Origin of the sequence: Erysipelatoclostridium sp. MSK.7.34, assembly GCF_019041935.1 — a bacterium.
In the GTDB taxonomy this organism is placed as follows: Bacteria; Bacillota_I; Bacilli_A; order Erysipelotrichales; family Coprobacillaceae; genus Thomasclavelia; species Thomasclavelia ramosa.
On the sequence record NZ_JAHPYJ010000003.1, the window covers coordinates 219,212 to 236,977 of the forward strand.

The window sequence follows — 17,766 nt, forward strand, 5'->3', positions numbered from 1 at the left end:
AGTTTATAATGATTAGATTGTACTAATGAGTTGAGGGGAGTAAAATATATATTATAAGGAGGAGCTGGTATGAATGAAGTTTATGAATTCTTGAAGAAATGTGGAACTTATTATTTAGCTACTGTTGAGGGTTATAAACCGCGGGTTAGGCCATTTGGGACAATTGATTTGTATAATAATAGATTGTATATCCAAACTGGTAAAGTTAAAGCTGTTTCGCGACAAATTAAAGAGAATCCTCAAATAGAGATTTGTGCTATGGATGATGGAAAATGGATTAGAATTGAAGCAACTGCTTATCTTGATAATAATATTGATGCACAAAAACATATGTTAGCAGCCTATCCATCATTGCAAAAAATGTATCAGCCTGGAGATGGAAATACAGAAGTATTTTATCTTCGTAATGTAACTGCAAAAATCTGTTCTTTTACAGAAGAACCAAAAATCTTCAAATTTTAATTAATTTGATAATAAAAAAAATTGTTGAACTCATTTATGTTCAACAATTTTTAATTTAAATAACAATTATTTTACTTTTCCAGCGTACATTTTCTCAAAATAGTTTTGATATTCACCAGAAAGAATATTTTGCCACCATTCTTTATTATCTAAATACCATTGAATGGTTTGTTGGATACCAGTATCAAAGTTATATTTTGGTTTCCATCCAAGTTCTGTTTCTAATTTAGTTGGATCAATAGCATAACGACGATCATGCCCCTTACGATCTTCAACATATTTGATTAAAGATTCAGGTTTATTTAAAGCTTTTAAAATAGTTTGAACAACTTCTAAATTAGTTCTTTCATTATGACCACCAACATTATAAACTTCACCAACACGACCTTTTCTAATAATTAAGTCAATTGCAACACAGTGATCGTATACATGTAACCAGTCACGAACATTATCACCTTTACCATATACTGGTAATTCTTCATCAGCTAAAGCTCTTGAAATCATTAATGGAATTAACTTTTCAGGGAAATGATATGGACCATAGTTATTTGAACATCTAGAAATAGTTACTGGTAATCCAAAAGTACGATGATAAGCTAAAACAAATAAATCTGCAGAAGCTTTTGATGAACTATAAGGACTAGATGTGTGTAATGGTGTTGTTTCAGTAAAGAACAAATCAGGTCGATCTAAAGGTAGGTCACCATATACTTCATCAGTAGATACTTGATGATATCTTTTTACTCCAAATTCTTTAGCTGCATCTAATAAAGTAGTTGTTCCCATAACATTTGTTTTAACGAAGATTTCAGGATCAGTAATACTTCTATCAACATGTGATTCTGCTGCGAAGTTAACAACAACATCAAATTTTTCTTCTTCAAATAACTTAAAGATGAATTCACGGTCAGCAATATCACCTTTAACAAATTTATAATTCGGTTTACCTTCAACTGGTTTACAAGTCTCTAAGTTTCCAGCATAAGTTAATAAATCTAAGTTAACGATCATATCTTCTGGATAAGTTTCAACCATATAGTGAACAAAGTTTCCACCGATGAAACCTGCTCCACCTGTTACTAAAATTTTCATTTATTTATCTCCTTCGAATTTAAAATTACAATCACTTTCATCTAATGTAGGACCATTTTTATCTTTATCTGATAAGATTGGTTCAATTCCATTTAATAATCCGCCCCAATCAACATTGACCGAAGGATCATCGTAACGAATTCCCCGATCATGTTCTTTAGAGTATAAATTATCTACTTTGTATCTAAATTCAACATTATCAGTTAATGTTAAGAAACCATGAGCAAATCCTCGAGGAATAAAGAACATCTTCTTATTTTCTTCACTCAACTCTACTGCAACCCATTGTTTATAAGTTGGAGAACCTTTACGAATATCAACAGCGACATCAATAACAGTTCCTTTAGTACAGCTAACTAATTTAGCTTGGGCCATTGGATCATTTTGGAAATGCAAGCCTCTTAAAGTCCCTTTTTTTGCTGTAAAAGACATGTTGTCTTGAACAAAGACATTATCAATTCCTAATTCATGAAAATTACTTGTTGAATATGTTTCCATGAAATAACCGCGGTGATCACCATGAATATCTGGCTCAATGATAACCACACCAGGGATTTTAGTTTCAATTTTTTTCATTTGTCTACCTCTTATTGATCTATAAATTTACCGTCTAATACATCTTTTAAATATTTACCATATTGGTTTTTCTTATACAACTCATATGATGTATTAAGCTGGTCTTTGGAAATCCACCCGTTATTATAAGCGATTTCTTCAAGACATGCAATCTTCCGGTTTTGATGAGTTTCTACAGTTTTAACAAAGTTAGTTGCATCGACTAAACTTTCATGAGTTCCTGTATCTAACCAGGTAAATCCTTGTCCTAATAAAGTTACATCTAAAGTACCATTATCTAGATAGATTTTATTTAAATCAGTAATTTCTAATTCGCCACGGGCACTTGGTTTAATACTTTTAGCGAATTCAACAACATTTTTATCATAGAAATATAGCCCTGTAACAGCATAATTAGATTTAGGATTAGCTGGTTTTTCTTCTAGTGAAACAGCTTTACCATTTTCATCAAATTCAACAACCCCAAATCTCTCAGGATCATCAACATAATATCCAAATACGGTTGCTCCACTAAACTTATTAGCAGCTTCTCTTAAACGTTTACCTAAGCCATGACCATGGAAAATATTATCCCCTAAGACCATTGCACATCCTTCACCATCAATAAATTCTTCACCAAGAATAAATGCCTGAGCTAATCCATCAGGAGAGGGTTGTACTTTGTATTGAAGTGAAATCCCAAATTGGCTGCCGTCACCTAATAGTTCTTCAAAACGAGGAGTATCATCAGGTGTCGAGATGATTAGGATATCTTTGATTCCAGCTTCCATCAAAATACTTAATGGATAATAAATCATTGGTTTGTCATAAATTGGTAATAATTGTTTACTTGTTACTTGAGTTAGAGGATATAATCTTGTTCCAGATCCTCCAGCTAATACAATACCTTTCATATTAAAAAGCCTCCTTTATTTCATCATAATCTTAAACCATTACGTAACGTAAGGGTCAAGTGTTATTGTATAATGATATTAAAGTTTTTAGTACTAAAAAGATGTCTAAAAGAATTAATTAGTAATTGTATTGTATAAAAAACAATTATGATTTAAAATAGATAAAGTTGAAAGTAATGATGAAAGAGTGAGAAAATGAAAGATATCAGAAATATAATCGGAATATTATTAGGTAATACAATTTATGCTTTAGGAGTAACGATGTTTATTTTACCTAATAATTTAATTACAGGTGGAACAACAGGGATGGCGTTGTTAGTAAATGCGACGACTGGATTTTCAATAACTGTCTTTGTTTCAATTTTTAATGTCAGTATGTTTTTAATTGGGTGGAAAGTATTAGGGAAAAAGTTTGCTTTAACGACTTTGATCAGTTCTTTTTACTATCCATTCATTTTAGGGATTCTTCAAGGTGTTTTTAAAAATGAAATGATGAGTAAAGATACATTATTATGCGTTATTTTAGCGGGATTAATGATTGGTACAGCAATCGGGTTAGTAATTCGTTGTGGAGCTAGTACTGGAGGAATGGATATACCGCCATTGATCCTAAATAAAAAATTAGGTATTCCTATTTCAGTAAGTATGTATGGTTTTGATTTTATTATTTTACTAGGACAAATGGTCATTCGTAATCGAGAAATGGTTTTTTATGGAATCTTGCTAGTGCTGATCTATACTGTTGTCTTAGATAAAGTATTGGTTATTGGAAAATCACAGATGCAAGTCAAAATAGTTAGCGCTAAATTTAATGAGATAAATGAAAAGATTATTAGTGTTCTTGATCGGGGAACTACACTGATTCATAGTGAGACGGGTTTTAAGCATAATCAGTACCCAGTAGTTTTAACAGTTGTAAATAATCGAGAGTTGACCCAGTTAAATAATTATGTTTATGACATCGATCCTGATGCCTTTATGATTATCAATAAGGTAAATGAGGTTAGGGGAAAAGGCTTCTCAAGTGCAAAAAAATATGAAAATAAATAAAACGGCTAATATGCAGCGCTCGCCTAAAGTCAGTCTAACTTTAGGCGGGACACTACAATAGGCCGTTTTGTTATAATCTTTTATAGTTATTTAAATCTAGTAATGAAGCAGCATCTTGATCACAAATAACCGTAAAGTTAGGATGCAGTTTTAAAATGGTAGCTGGTAATTCGTCAGTGATTGGTGAATCAAGCATTTGCTTTAAAATTTCTGCTTTTTCTTTACCTGTGACAATCATTACTAGGTGTTTTACTCGCATCAAACTCTTTGGACCCATTGTTAAAGTTACCGGTTGTTGGGGTTTATCAGCATAAGCGGGATTAACCGCATTTTTAATTTTGCGTTCTAATGCATAAGTATAGCTGTCCATTGGTGTACAGCGAGGACAGTTACTACAAAAGTGACCATCAAATCCTAACCCAATCAGCATTGCATCGATTTCTCCGGCATTACGAATCTGTTCATCAAAGGTTTCCCAATTGTCCATAGTAGTGATATGAACTCGATCGGCAGGAATATTAGCTGGTTCAAAAAACACTTTTTGCATTTCTTTCCAGTTTTCACCATCTTCTTTAGCTGTTTTTCCAATATATGGGGCTTCATCGAATAAATAATATTGCACATCAGCGAATTTTGCTTGATCTTTAACATATGGAATCATCATTTTATATAATAATTCGGGTGAACGACCAGCGGTTAGTGAAATATTTACACGCTTATCTTGCATCATTGTTCCGAGTAAAATTTGCATCGCACTTTCACTCATTTTTTCTTTTGAATCTTCAATAATTAATTTCATAATCTTTCTCCTTGATTTTCATATTTTATGAAACATCTTGGATAAAGAAGTAAAGCTTACACAAAGGCTATTCTAAGGCAATAAAGATATTAGGTCAAGGTAATTTTGGTAAAATAATTAATAATATTTATATTTTTTAAAATAACTTTTTTTAGCTATTTTTTCATTTTATCATAAATTCAACTAAAATAATTAGTGATTTCCAAATATTGGAAATTATTTCGCAATTATGCAAAATAATTGTTTATAGACTGGTTGAGTTTATATAATCATGGGGAGGTTAAAAGAAGGGAGGAATTAAAATATGAATTTTATTGAAAAATTCAATGAGATTGCCAATAAGACTTTAGTTCCAATTGCTAATAAACTTGGGAACCAGCGTCATTTGGCAGCAATTCGTGATGGTATGGTAGTGGCGATTCCATTATCGATTTTAGGTGGTTTTTGTTTAATTATTTCAACTCCACCATTTACGCCAAAGAGTTTACCGGATTGGGGAGTAATTAGTGATCTATTAATTGGCTGGTATAATTGGGCTCAGGCCAATGCAACGGCTTTGCGACTGCCGTACAATATGACAATGGCATTAATGGGGCTATTTGTTGCTATCGCGATCGCATATCATTTGGCTAAAAGATATGAAATGTCAGGATTAAATGCAGCGATTGTTTCAACCACAGTATTTTTATTGATTTGTGCACCAACAACAACTGCGGTATTGACTAGTGCAATTAGTGAGGGGGCCAATACTAATGATCTATTAGCACAGGCAGCTAGTTTTATTCCTACGACCTACCTAGATGCTAAAGGTATTTTTACTGCTATTATTGTTTCTATCGGCTGTGTTGAAATAATGAGGGTGATGTTGAAGAAAAATATTCGTTTTAAGATGCCTGAGGGAGTTCCTCCAGCAATCGCTTCATCATTTGATTCAATTTTACCACTATTTGTTTGTATGGGAGTCTTCTATGGCTTATCATTGATTATTCAAAATATTAGTGGTGAATTATTACCTAGTTTGATCATGACGATTTTAGCACCAGCAATTTCAGGATTAGATTCATTACTTGGAATTTGTTTAATTACAATTATTGCTCAAACTTTCTGGTTCTTTGGTTTACATGGGGCAAGTATTACGCAGCCAATCAGACTGCCGTTTATGCAAATGTATTTAATGGCAAATATCACTGCTTTTTCAGCTGGTGAGCCAATTGTCAATTTCTTTACTCAACCATTTTGGTCTTATGTAATTACACTTGGTGGCGGAGGTGCAACATTAGGTTTATGTATTCTCTTGTTACGCTCAAAATCAGTAGAGTTAAAGACATTAGGTAAATTATCAATCGGACCAGCAATTTTTAATATCAATGAGCCAATCATCTTCGGGTTACCAATGGTCTTGAATCCGTTAATGATGATACCATTTATTTTTGTACCGGTAATTAATACAATTATTGCTTATACTTGTATGGCTTTAAATATTGTTGGAAAGGGCGTAGTTGAGACTCCATGGACAACTCCGGCACCGATTGGCGCAGCCTTGGGCTGTATGGATATCAAAGCGGGAATCATGGTTATTATCTTAATTATTTTGGATATGCTACTTTATTATCCATTCTTTAAATTAATGGAAAAACAGAAATTAGCTGAAGAAAATAGCTAATTTATTAAAAGTTGATACAATCAAGGATAAAGATAAACTTACACACCAAAAAGAGATTTTAAATCTCTTTTTATTTTAAAAATTTATTGGAGAAGAAAAATGAGTAAAAAAAGAGATAATAAAAGAAAAATAGAGATAAAAGGCTACGATATTGCTAAGTTGCGATTTCAGCGTTTTTTAGCAATGGTCATTGACTGGTACAGTAGTAATATGATTGTCGCTATTCCTGTAACTTTTTTTCTTAGGGGTAAGGACTATATTCAACCATATTCTTTTCAACTAGAAACATATGGCTATAAAATAGGAATGATCTATGGTCTGTTTGTTGTAGTTGTTGGGATTTGTTATTATTTTGCTGTTCCGACATATATATGGAAAGGTCAAACTTTAGGAAAGAAAATTTGTAAACTACAAGTTGTTAAAACTGATGGACAAAAAGTGGATACAAAAACAATGTTTTTAAGAGAAATCATTGGTGCAGTAGTAATAGAAGGTGGGATTGTCGTTTCAGCCACGTATATCCGTAAATTAATTGGCTTATTGATTACAGCCGAGATTATTCCGATTCTTAAATATGGAGCGTATGCAATAACCCTCGCTTCAATTATTTATGCGTATTTTAATCCTTTATCACAATCTTTTCATGATAAACTAGCAAGAACAGTAGTAATTAGAAAATAAAATTAGACATTTTAACTGTTCATGATATACTATTGAATTATTAATAGATTTTATGAAGGGTGGAACTGGTATGTATAATTTAACGATTATCTTGTTATCAACGATCAATAGCGAATTAATTAATTCTAATAATTATCGAATTGCTAAATATATTTTAGAGAACATGCGGGCTCTGGAGGATATCTCCATAACCGAATTAGCGAAAGAGTGCTATGTGTCTAATTCTAGTATTTCTAGGTTTTGCCGTGATATTGGCTTACGAGATTATAATGAGTTAAAAAGTCAAATTGCAAAGTACCAGCCAGCTCACCAGTATGCCAAAAATAAATTCTATTATCAAAGTTATCAAAAAGAGGTTCCTGGTCAATCCTTTGTTGAAGGGGTTATAGAAAATTTACAATTATTAAAGAGAACAATTAACGAAAAAGATATTTATAAATTGGTAACTGATATTGCGAATTATTCAAATGTTGCAGCCTTTGGATATATGCAATCACAAAGTGTTGCCCAAAATTTACAATATGATCTTCAAACATGCCATAAATGTATTCATACATCAATGAAATATAGTGATCAAATTGAATATATCAATAATGCTGATAGTAGTAATTTGATTATTATTTTATCAGAATCCGGTACTTATTTTAAACGAGCTTTTGAAAGAAAGACATTATTTAGAAATACTAATGACAAACCTAAAATATATTTAATTACTTGTAATTCGGATATTGAAATTCCCTATGTAGATTACTATATTCGCTATGAAAGTATTAATGACTATGCCAGTCATCCATATTGCTTAGCAGCCATTACGGGAATGATCTGTACATGTTATGCGGAGCGGTATCTAGAGGCTCCTGAACCAATTTAAAAAGTAAAGCGACTCCTAAAAGAGTCGCTTTACTTCGTACAAATAAATAAACCAGAGTCCTTGGTGATCTTAATCCCCTGGGATTCTTTGATTAAATCTTCGATATATATTTTAAATTCTTTTAGTCGATTACCAAGGTATTCGTTTTGATTACCATGACAACTAAGAATATAATCGATAAGTGGTTGGGCTTCAGTTATTAACAAATAATCTTCATATTTTTTTAATTCCACATAATTAAAATAGCTTTTTAAAATATCTTTACCATTTTCAAGACCGAAACGTTCAGGAAGAGGATCATCAGATAAAGAGATACGTGAGTCAAAGTTTTGAGCAAGTTCGCTAATTTCCTGCATATGATATTTACTGTAGGTCGTGCAATAAAAAGTACCATTATTCTTTAAGACACGAGTTATTTCAGTTAAACCTTGTTTTAAATCCTTTAAATAAAAAAGCATGTGATTAGCAACAATTGTATCAAAGTAGTTATTTTTAAAAGGAATACTTTGGCAGTCTGCAACAATATAATTATAATCATTTCCAAGTTTTTGACGAATTTCATCTATCATTCCCTCAGAATTATCTGATAAGAAGATTTCTCGATTACGAAGATTATATGTATTGTTCTCCCATAATTTACCATTTCCACAGCCGAGCTCTAATAGACGATACACGGTGGAAAAATCAATTTGTTCAAAAATCCAGGGAAACCAGCCTTGCTGGTTTATTGAAAATTTGTCATGCAGTTTGATTCGTGTATCAAGATTTTTAGCATTCATATATTGCGTGACAAGATTATCATCAATTGTTGATAAGCGGATCAGTTCAATAATTTTGTCCCAGGCGATATTTTTTTTATTGATTAGACGCTCTGTTGCTTTTAAAGAATCTTTTAGATTGGTTAAATGTTTGATTTTCTGATCAATTAGATTGGTTTGCAGTTTAATCGACTCTTTAAAGTTATCCTGGTTATTATCTTGAATAAGAGGATAAATTTCTTCAAGTGAGAATCCTAATTCTTTTAGTGAGAGGATCTTTTGAAGGGTAATTAAATCACGATTGCAATAGCGGCGATATCCGTTATCAAGAATTTTTGTTGGTTTTAAAAGACCGATTTTATCATAATATCTGATTGTTCTTAAGGTGACACCTGCCATTTTCGCAAATTCACCAGTTGAATATAGTTTTTCCATAGTTATATTATAAGGTGAAGTGTTGTTTTTTTAAAGAAAAATAAATTTTTAATCTAATTTAGAAACGAATATATTATTGTGTTAGAAATTTGTTAGAAATTGTTAAAGATTATGTTAAAATTAAATTTGGTGATAGTAATGAGTAAAAGGCATAGAGCTGTATCAATAATTATATTTAGTATTTTTTTATTTTTATCGTTAATGATTTGTACTTCGGTATTGTGGTGTAATCGTACTTTTGGAAAAGTAGATATGGATCAGTTGTTGTTTACTGTATTAGCTCCGACAACAAGTACTGATCATGGTATTATTATTAGCTGGATTTTAGAATCACTTGTTTTTTCTTTGGTAATAATGGTAATTGTTTTAATTTCTTACTATTTGATAAGAAAATATTGGGCAAATAGATTTGTGAAACCAAGATTTTTATATGTGATTAATCGTCATCTATGGGTTTTAGGAGTTGTTTTATTGGCAGGTGCGTTATCTATGGCAGAAAGTAATTTTGGGGTATTTGACTATTTGCGCAAAAGTAATCAAAAAACGGAAATATATGAGCCGAAAAAGATTGCTGTAAAGAAAGAGGTTTCGGACGGAGATCCAGAACTTATTTATGCTGATCCAACGAGTGTTGCAGTTTCTGGTGAGAATCCTAATAATTTAATATATATATATTTAGAGTCTTATGAAAATACGTTCATGGATGTTGTTAATGGCGGTATCAAAGAAATTAATTGTTTACCTGAGCTGACTCAATTAGCCAATGAGAATATTAGTTTTTCAAATACTGACAAAGCTGGAGGGGCTTTGGGGTTTACTGGAACTACTTGGACGATAGCTTCAATGGTAGGGCAGTCATCAGGCTTGCCATTAAAATCAGAAGTAGCTAATGATATGAGTAATTATGCTAAATTTATGCCGGGAGCAAAAATGATTGGTGATATTCTTGCGGAAAATGGTTATATTCAGGAATTTTGTATTGGAGGTAATGCGACTTTCGCGGGGACTGATAAGCTGTTCGAACAACATGGAAACTATAAGATCGTAGATTATAAAGCCCTTAAGAATGATGGACGAGTGCAACGAGGTGAAGTGTGCGAGTGGGGAATAAATGATCAGGGCTTATTTAGAATTGCTAAGGAGGAGATAACTAACTTAGTCAATAGTGGTCAAAAATTTAATTTTACAATGGCAACAATAGATTGCCATACAACCGATGGAATTAAATGTTCACTTTGTCCGAATACCTATTCAAATAGATATGAGAATATTTATGCTTGTCAATCAAAACAAGTAAATAATTTTATCTCATGGTGTAAGGAACAGTCCTGGTTTGCAAATACAACAATTGTTTTAGTTGGTGATCATAATACTATGGCGGTTAAATATACTAAAGATATTCCTGCTGATTATGTTAGAACGACATATAACTGTTTTATTAATTCTAAAGTATCGAGTAATAATATAAAAAACAGACAGTTCAGTCATTTAGATATGTTTCCAACTACGTTAGCAGCTATGGGATTTAAAGTAGATGGAAATAAGTTAGCTTTAGGTACAAATCTTTTTAGTAGTTTACCTACAGCGATTGAAAAGTATGGTCAGGCTTATATTGAGGCTGAAGTTCAAAAGAGTTCAACTTTTTTAGATGAGAATATTTATAAGTTTAATTAAGTATTGCGTTGATTTTTATTATATGTTTCAGAAAGTCTAGAAAAGAGTCTAATAAAATTATTTAAAGAATATTTTAGATAGATATGCTTTATAGTATGAAATCTTGATAATATATTCTATTTACCATGATTCAAAGATATGGGTATTTATCTGAAGATTACAATAAGTTCAATTGTATTGGTACTATTTTTATGTATTGGAATGGTTGGGGGCAGTAGTAAATCAGATAATTCGAGTGGCTCAAACAGCTCAGAATTAAAAACTAATTCAGAAATAAAGTAAGTTTTAGAAGCTACCGGGTATGCAACAGAATATGGAGAAAATCTTGAGGCAAGTGTTGATGCATTTGCTAGAAATAAAAAGTAGGTCAAGTATTTATTTTTTATGAAAATTACGAAGATATGGGCTTGACATATCAATCTAATGAAACAGTGTTATTTGTTGATGAGCGATCAACATTAAATCTTTAAAATAATGGTGTATTTAAGGTTGGAGTGGATTTAGAGGCTGGAATATATAATATTAGTCTATGTGGTGATAATTCATATTATGGGACTGTGTTTCTTAATGATGATGAAAAAAAATTGAAATTGGATCAAATGATTTTGGCTTTACTGATGATACTCAAATAAAAGTCAATGATAGAGAATATTTAGTAAGTGCTGTAATTACTAAAGTTTAGTAAATATAATGTGTAAAAAATTCTGTTTAGAAGAGTAACTCTAAATATACTGTACTAAAGTCGTTAAGTTTTATAAAATTAATTAATAGTTTTTAGAATGTTGTTAAGTGAAGAAAAGTATATACCAGAAATATTAATTATAACATTTTTCTTATTAATTTTAATAGTCAATAGCTTTCTTATTGTATAACCATAAATTATTTCGTAAGCATTATAGGAGAGAATGCTCGAAAAACTATCTGTAACATGAGTGCAAGTATAGTTTTATAAAGATAATATTGTCTTTATTTAAAATTGGATTGGAGTATTTAACTGTTTTTTGTATGTTAAATATTTTAATTGGTTATATTAGTATTCAAAATATTAATATTAGTTATATGGAAGAAGTAGGAGAGTTAAGTTTTTGGCTCTTCTATTTTTTGATATAATATTTTATTGATTTAAAAATTATTTATTAAAATTTCTATATATTTAATAAAACTATATTTTGATAATAGAAAAGTAGGTTGTGAAAAAAGCTAAATTATGTACGGATTGGTTTAAAATATAGATTCACTTTAACAATTCTAAATAAAAATCAGGAAAGGAAAAGTATATTGAATTTTTTGTTAATGATTTGATGATAACAGATTAGATTCTAATATACAGAGAAAAGTTTTATGAAAAAATTTTTAAAGTTATTTGTGGTAGTAATGCTTACATGCACGACGCTAGTTTTTACATTAGGCATTTTTACTTCACCCCTTTCATTAAGTGCAATGGAGTTACCAGCAATAAATTATCAAGCTCATGTTGAAGATAAAGGTTGGTTAGATACAGTCCATGATAATGAAATTGCAGGAACTGTAAATCAAAGTAAGCGACTAGAGGCATTAATTTTAAATCTTAAAGAAAATGATAAAAGTATGGTAAGATATCGTGCTCATATAGCTGATGTTGGGTGGCAAGCATGGGTTACATCAGGAGCTCAAGCAGGCACTACAGATAAAGCAATAGCTATACAAGCGTTTCAAGCGGAGCTTACAAATGAGTACAAAGATATGTATGATATTTATTATCGGGTACACGTGCCATATAGGGGTTGGCTAGGCTGGGCAAAGAATGGAGAGATTGCAGGATCGATAGGACTTGCACTTCGAACAGAAGCGATTCAAATTAAATTAGTTATTAAAGGAAGTCAAATTTCAACAGAGGGATTACCATCACTAACAAAACCAACATTAACATATAGCTCTCATGTGCAAGATATGGGATGGATGAGTTATGCAGATGAAGGTAAGATGGCAGGAACTACTAATCAAAAAAAGAGAATGGAAGCTGTTAAAATTAAATTAAGTGATTTTGATGGTAATAGTGGATTAACATATCGAACTCATGTTTCTGATGTGGGTTGGCAGAATTGGGTCTCTAGCAATGAAAGAGCGGGAACTGAAGGTCAAAATAAACCTATTGAGGCAATTGAAATTAGTTTATCAAGAACAATGTCTGATTTTTTTGATATCTATTATAGAATGCATGTTTCCAATATGGGTTGGTTAGGTTGGGCAAAGAATGGAGAAACAGCAGGTACGATAGGGGGAAGGATTCAATCAGAAGCAATTGAAATTAAACTTGTTCCTAGAAACTCCACATTTGATAGAAGTGGTGTGGCTTTTGTAGATGCTACAATTACGATACGTGACCGTATCGTTGATGCAGCGCATTCGAGATTAGGATGCCCATATGTTTGGGGAGGAAATGGTCCCAACACATTTGATTGTTCTGGGCTTGTTAAGTGGTGCTATGCTCAAGTAGGAATTAGTATTCCTCGAACAACAGGTGAATTAAAGAGTTATGGTACTCAAATAAGTGTATCACAAGCTTTACCAGGAGATATTTTATGGAAGTCAGGTCATGTTGGTATTTACATTGGTAATGGTCAATATATCCATGCACCTCAAACTGGTGATGTAGTTAAGATTTCTTCAGTATCGAGTGGTAACTTTACTTTTGCTAGAAGATCTAATGAGTTATAAAGAATATATTAAAGACTCGTACTTTTGAAGTGAAGTCGAGTCTTTTTCTAAATTATTTAGTTAAATGTTTAATATCAAAATTATCTACCTTTTATACTCATCACTATTTTTAATTTTAGTTTTGAACCTTGGAAAATAGATATATTGTTTTCTAATTCTTAATTACATGTTGGATATTTTACTATTACTATATGCATCCTTTAATCCCACCCAGTATTATTTAATAAAAATCACAAGAATATTTTTTATCTTGTGATTAAAAAGTTATTAAATTAAATTAACTATAAAAGCAATAGCAATACTTGCAAGAATATCAGTTAAGTAGTGAACACCTGATAAAAGTCTACATAATGAGATAGCTATTGCAAGGGTACTTAATAGCAATCCCATATTAGGACCAAAGTGTAAAACAGCTAAAGCAATTGATATTGACATAGCAACATGAATACTTGGAAATGAATGACCCGTTTTTTTACTGCCGTCAATTGGTGTCAAATCATATTTTTCAGAGGGGCGTTTTCTATCAATTACAATTCTTAAAATAGCGGTAATTGCAAATACTGCTATTGGTTCTGCCGCTAAACCTAATAGGTTGTGTGGTCGATCTAAATATATTTTTAATAAAAAGAGCATATAAAAAATAGCAACCATGTATGGACAAAATCTTGAAGTAAAATGAGTACAAGATTTGATAAATGGGTGATTCCACATAAATTTATTTAATCCCGTATAAAAGAATTTCATGGACAACCTCCTATAAAGTATATAATTATTATACAATATTTATCAGTTTAAACAATCTTATTAGTTGTTTAAACTGATAAAAGATAGAAATAATAGTTGTATTAAGGTATAATTGTTCTATGAATGTCGAGGTGGAATTATGAATAGAAAAATAATGCCAATCATGTTATTTATGATTGAGGTTGTGATGTATTATTTTATATGCTTATATTTTCATATGGATATTGATTTAATAGTGGGATCAGGAACGCTATATTTTTTATTTTTATTTATTTACGGACATTATTCATTAAATACTTGTTTAATATGGAATGAAATTCAACAGCTTGTCAAATCAAGTTTTTGTTTTTACATAGCTTTATTAGTTTTAGTACCCCAATCTACAGGTTACGAAAGAAAAATGCATTTAACGCTTATGGCGATATCAATGTTTTTGATTAGTTTATTAGCATCTAGATTTCTTAGAATTGCGTTTAGAGAACAATTTGCGAGGAAAACATTAGTTATTGGTACCGGATACGAGGCAGCAAGATTAGGAAAAATATCAAATAATAATAGATTTGCTTTAACTAATATAATGGGATATGTTGATGTAAATAAAACAAATGAATTATTTAGATTTGAACAAGAAAATATTATTAAGCATAGTCCTATATATGAATATGATAAAATTGATGAAGCAATAGAAAACCTAGGTATTGAACAAATCATTATTGCAATACCAGAAGCTGATCAGCAAGTAATTGATAAGGTAATGAGCGATATATATGGTAAAGTTGATTCAGTTAAGTATTTACCAGATGTGAATGGAACAATGACGTTTTCTTCAGAAGTTCAAGATTTTGATGGACAGCTACTAATCGCAACTTCAAATGATGAAATTGGATTATTAGATAAGTTTATTAAGAGACTTATTGATATATTAGCTGGTATAGCAGGGGTGATGACTTTACTGCCATTAATGGCTTATGTGAAATATAAATATGTTAAGAGCGGTGACCATGACAATATCATGTTTTCACAAGAGCGGATTGGGAAAAATGGAAAGTTGATTAAAATATATAAATTTAGATCAATGATACCTAATGCCGAAGCTGAGCTTGAAAGAATGATGGAAGAGGATCCTAAAATAAAAGAAGAGTATTTAACTAACAAAAAATTAAAAGATGATCCTCGGATTACTCCTGTTGGACATTTTTTAAGGAAAACATCGTTAGACGAGTGGCCACAATTTGTAAATGTATTAAAGGGTGAAATGAGTTTTATAGGGCCAAGACCATACTTACCACGTGAAAAAGAGGATATGGGTCAATATTATGATTCAATTATTAAATTAAAACCTGGTGTTACAGGGATGTGGCAAGCTAATGGTCGAAGTGATGTGGAGTTTAGTTATCGGTGTAAATTAGATGACTATTATTATCATAATTGGTCAATATGGTTAGATTTTACAATTATGTATAAAACTGTTAAAAGTGTTGTTTATGGAAAAGGTTCGTTATAGATATATAGTTTTAGATATTTAAACAAATAAAATAAGAAAGTGTATATAATTATATTTAATTATAAATAAATGTGTGAATTAATGATTGAATGATTGTTATATTAGCACATTTTTTGTATACTTATACTGATTAATAGAGTCAGGAGAGTGTGTATGAAGAAAAAAATAGCAAAAGTTAGTGCTGCATCGTTGATTACATTAAGTATGACAGTGGGAAATGTTGCGGCTTTTAATAATCATGATGATTTATCAGTAGAAGATGAAAGTAGTAATGATAAAAATATAGATCTAAATAGTAATTCCACTACGGAATTAGAAAATAATTCTTCGATTGAAACAAAAAATGGTAATAAGGAAGTTATTGGTCAAACTAAATTTGTTGATGAGAATGGAAACATCACAACTGTGGATGTCTATGATGGTACTACTGGAGAAGTGTATAATCCTAGATTAAGAGTTGTGAGTACAGCCAATATGGTTAATTTTAACTGTAGTAGTGCAGGAACAACTACGGAGTTTGTAGATTATTATACTGGACAGGCGGGATATATTTCAAAAGCAAGTGCTGCTGATGCTGCTTTTTTAGGTTATGAAAATGGAAAAGTTAAGTTTATGATTTCAGGTGTTACAGGGTTAGTAGATCCAAGTAAAGTAGAGGTTTTAACACAAGGAACTTATTATGCAAGTAACTATGAAGTAAATTCATCAGGTAATTTATATCATTATATTTCTAATAATGTTAATGCTACCGGTAATCAAGGAAATAGTAACTATGTAGGAAAAGGACCAAGCTATTTGACAAAAGGAAAAGAATATTATAGCTATGATGGACACTATTTTTATGAAAATTATAATACTATGATTACGGATTACAAAAATAATGTAAGAACAAATTCGGTTAATCCAAGTACCCCATATTATAATTATTTTCAATACCTACCAATGCGAAGTAAAACAAACTACACTGCTCAAGAATTAACAACTTATCTTAACAATAAAGCAAACTCAAGTACATCGAAATTAAATAATACTGGTGACATGTTCATAAAATATCAAAATAAGTATGGTGTAAATGCATTAATGGCAGCGAGTTTTGCTGCACTTGAATCAGGTTGGGGTAAGAGTTCTATAGCTCAAAATAAAAATAATTTATTTGGGATGAATGCAACAGATGCTAACCCTTCAGAAGATGCCAAAAAATATTCAAGTGTCGAAGCTTGTATTGAAGATTTTGCATCAAACTGGATGTCAAAGAAATATCTAAATGGGACATACACAAGTTTATTTAGGGGTGGGTACTTTGGTGATAAAGGAAGTGGAATTTTCGGCAAATACTCCTCTGACCCATACGAAGGTGAAAAATGTGCATCAATTGCTGAAAATATGGATGCGAGTATATCTGGAAAAGATAAAAATTATTATACTATTGGTGTAAAAGATGTTGCTGGAACGTCACGGACTAATTTGAATGTACGACAATCAAGCAATATATCATCAACAGTTCTATATACAACAATAAAAAATCCTAGTTATGCTTTTATAGTAAGAAAGAAGACTCCTGAAAATGAATTCTATGAAATTCAAAGTGATTCAGTATTGAATAGTAATAGGACTTCAGTGTCAACAAGTGCGGAATATAATTATGACAGTGATTATGCATATGTATCTTCTAATCATTTAACAATTGTAAATAATGGAAATGATATTTCATATGAGAAAAATGAAGCACCGGTAATAAGCAATGCGAAGATAACAAACGTGAGCCGAAGCGGATATACAGTGACATGTACAGTAACAGATGACAATGCGGTGGACAGAGTACTGATGCCGACATGGAGCGAGAACAACGGGCAGGATGATCTGATCT

At 31.2% G+C, this 17,766-nt stretch carries 15 protein-coding genes; 9 read left to right on the plus strand and 6 right to left on the minus strand.

Going from position 1 to position 17,766, the window contains the following annotated elements:
- The first annotated feature begins 69 nt into the window (after positions 1-69).
- Positions 70-462: a pyridoxamine 5'-phosphate oxidase family protein gene (locus tag KTF99_RS03865; RefSeq protein WP_003535402.1), complete on the plus strand. Its 393-nt coding sequence runs from the start codon at positions 70-72 to the stop codon at positions 460-462.
- Positions 463-528: 66 nt separating this feature from the next.
- Here KTF99_RS03865 and rfbB read toward each other — a convergent pair whose 3' ends face one another.
- From rfbB to rfbA, 3 genes are read right to left on the minus strand one after another with little or no spacing between them, the layout of a single operon-like run.
- The gene (gene rfbB / locus KTF99_RS03870) at positions 529-1,554 is read right to left on the minus strand and encodes a dTDP-glucose 4,6-dehydratase (protein ID WP_003535401.1); all 1,026 of its coding nucleotides are present in this window, start codon (positions 1,552-1,554) and stop codon (positions 529-531) included.
- Positions 1,555-2,130, minus strand: coding sequence for a dTDP-4-dehydrorhamnose 3,5-epimerase (rfbC, locus tag KTF99_RS03875; RefSeq protein WP_003535400.1), 576 nt, complete (start codon positions 2,128-2,130; stop codon positions 1,555-1,557).
- Positions 2,131-2,141: 11 nt separating this feature from the next.
- On the minus strand, positions 2,142-3,023 hold the full coding sequence (rfbA, locus tag KTF99_RS03880; RefSeq protein WP_003535399.1) for a glucose-1-phosphate thymidylyltransferase RfbA: 882 nt from the start codon (positions 3,021-3,023) through the stop codon (positions 2,142-2,144).
- Positions 3,024-3,218: 195 nt separating this feature from the next.
- Here rfbA and KTF99_RS03885 point away from each other — a divergent pair, with 195 nt between their 5' ends.
- A complete protein-coding gene (locus tag KTF99_RS03885) occupies positions 3,219-4,073 on the plus strand; it encodes a YitT family protein (RefSeq protein ID WP_003535398.1) in 855 nt (284 codons plus the stop codon).
- A gap of 70 nt (positions 4,074-4,143) precedes the next feature.
- Here KTF99_RS03885 and KTF99_RS03890 read toward each other — a convergent pair whose 3' ends face one another.
- Entirely contained in the window at positions 4,144-4,872 is a 729-nt protein-coding gene (locus KTF99_RS03890; RefSeq protein ID WP_003535397.1) for a 6-phosphogluconolactonase, read from the minus strand.
- Between the two features lie 304 nt (positions 4,873-5,176).
- Between KTF99_RS03890 and KTF99_RS03895 the strand changes: the two genes are divergently transcribed.
- The 3 genes from KTF99_RS03895 to KTF99_RS03905 all read left to right on the plus strand — a co-directional run bounded on the left by KTF99_RS03895 (position 5,177) and on the right by KTF99_RS03905 (position 8,087).
- Positions 5,177-6,535: a PTS sugar transporter subunit IIC gene (locus tag KTF99_RS03895; protein WP_003535395.1), complete on the plus strand. Its 1,359-nt coding sequence runs from the start codon at positions 5,177-5,179 to the stop codon at positions 6,533-6,535.
- Positions 6,536-6,634: 99 nt separating this feature from the next.
- A complete protein-coding gene (locus KTF99_RS03900; RefSeq protein WP_029482046.1) occupies positions 6,635-7,216 on the plus strand; it encodes an RDD family protein in 582 nt (193 codons plus the stop codon).
- Positions 7,217-7,286: 70 nt separating this feature from the next.
- Positions 7,287-8,087, plus strand: a complete 801-nt coding sequence (locus KTF99_RS03905) for a MurR/RpiR family transcriptional regulator (RefSeq protein WP_217215458.1) — start codon at positions 7,287-7,289, stop codon at positions 8,085-8,087.
- Positions 8,088-8,116: 29 nt separating this feature from the next.
- Here the strand turns inward: KTF99_RS03905 and KTF99_RS03910 are convergent, their stop codons facing one another.
- Positions 8,117-9,280 (minus strand): MerR family transcriptional regulator, encoded by a 1,164-nt coding sequence (locus KTF99_RS03910; RefSeq protein ID WP_003535389.1) that lies wholly within the window; start codon positions 9,278-9,280, stop codon positions 8,117-8,119.
- Between the two features lie 138 nt (positions 9,281-9,418).
- Between KTF99_RS03910 and KTF99_RS03915 the strand changes: the two genes are divergently transcribed.
- On the plus strand, positions 9,419-10,954 hold the full coding sequence (locus KTF99_RS03915) for an LTA synthase family protein (RefSeq protein WP_227154471.1): 1,536 nt from the start codon (positions 9,419-9,421) through the stop codon (positions 10,952-10,954).
- 1,341 nt (positions 10,955-12,295) lie between these two features.
- Complete coding sequence (locus KTF99_RS03920) at positions 12,296-13,651, plus strand: NlpC/P60 family protein (protein ID WP_029482042.1); 1,356 nt, start codon at positions 12,296-12,298, stop codon at positions 13,649-13,651.
- Positions 13,652-13,918: 267 nt separating this feature from the next.
- On the opposite strand, the gene KTF99_RS03925 is transcribed toward KTF99_RS03920, so the two are convergent.
- Positions 13,919-14,395: a phosphatase PAP2 family protein gene (locus tag KTF99_RS03925; protein WP_008792507.1), complete on the minus strand. Its 477-nt coding sequence runs from the start codon at positions 14,393-14,395 to the stop codon at positions 13,919-13,921.
- 139 nt (positions 14,396-14,534) lie between these two features.
- Here KTF99_RS03925 and KTF99_RS03930 point away from each other — a divergent pair, with 139 nt between their 5' ends.
- Positions 14,535-15,899, plus strand: coding sequence for an exopolysaccharide biosynthesis polyprenyl glycosylphosphotransferase (locus tag KTF99_RS03930; protein ID WP_003535375.1), 1,365 nt, complete (start codon positions 14,535-14,537; stop codon positions 15,897-15,899).
- 153 nt (positions 15,900-16,052) lie between these two features.
- Positions 16,053-17,766 (plus strand): glucosaminidase domain-containing protein (locus KTF99_RS03935; protein WP_217215460.1); only part of this gene is annotated, 1,714 nt, incomplete at its 3' end.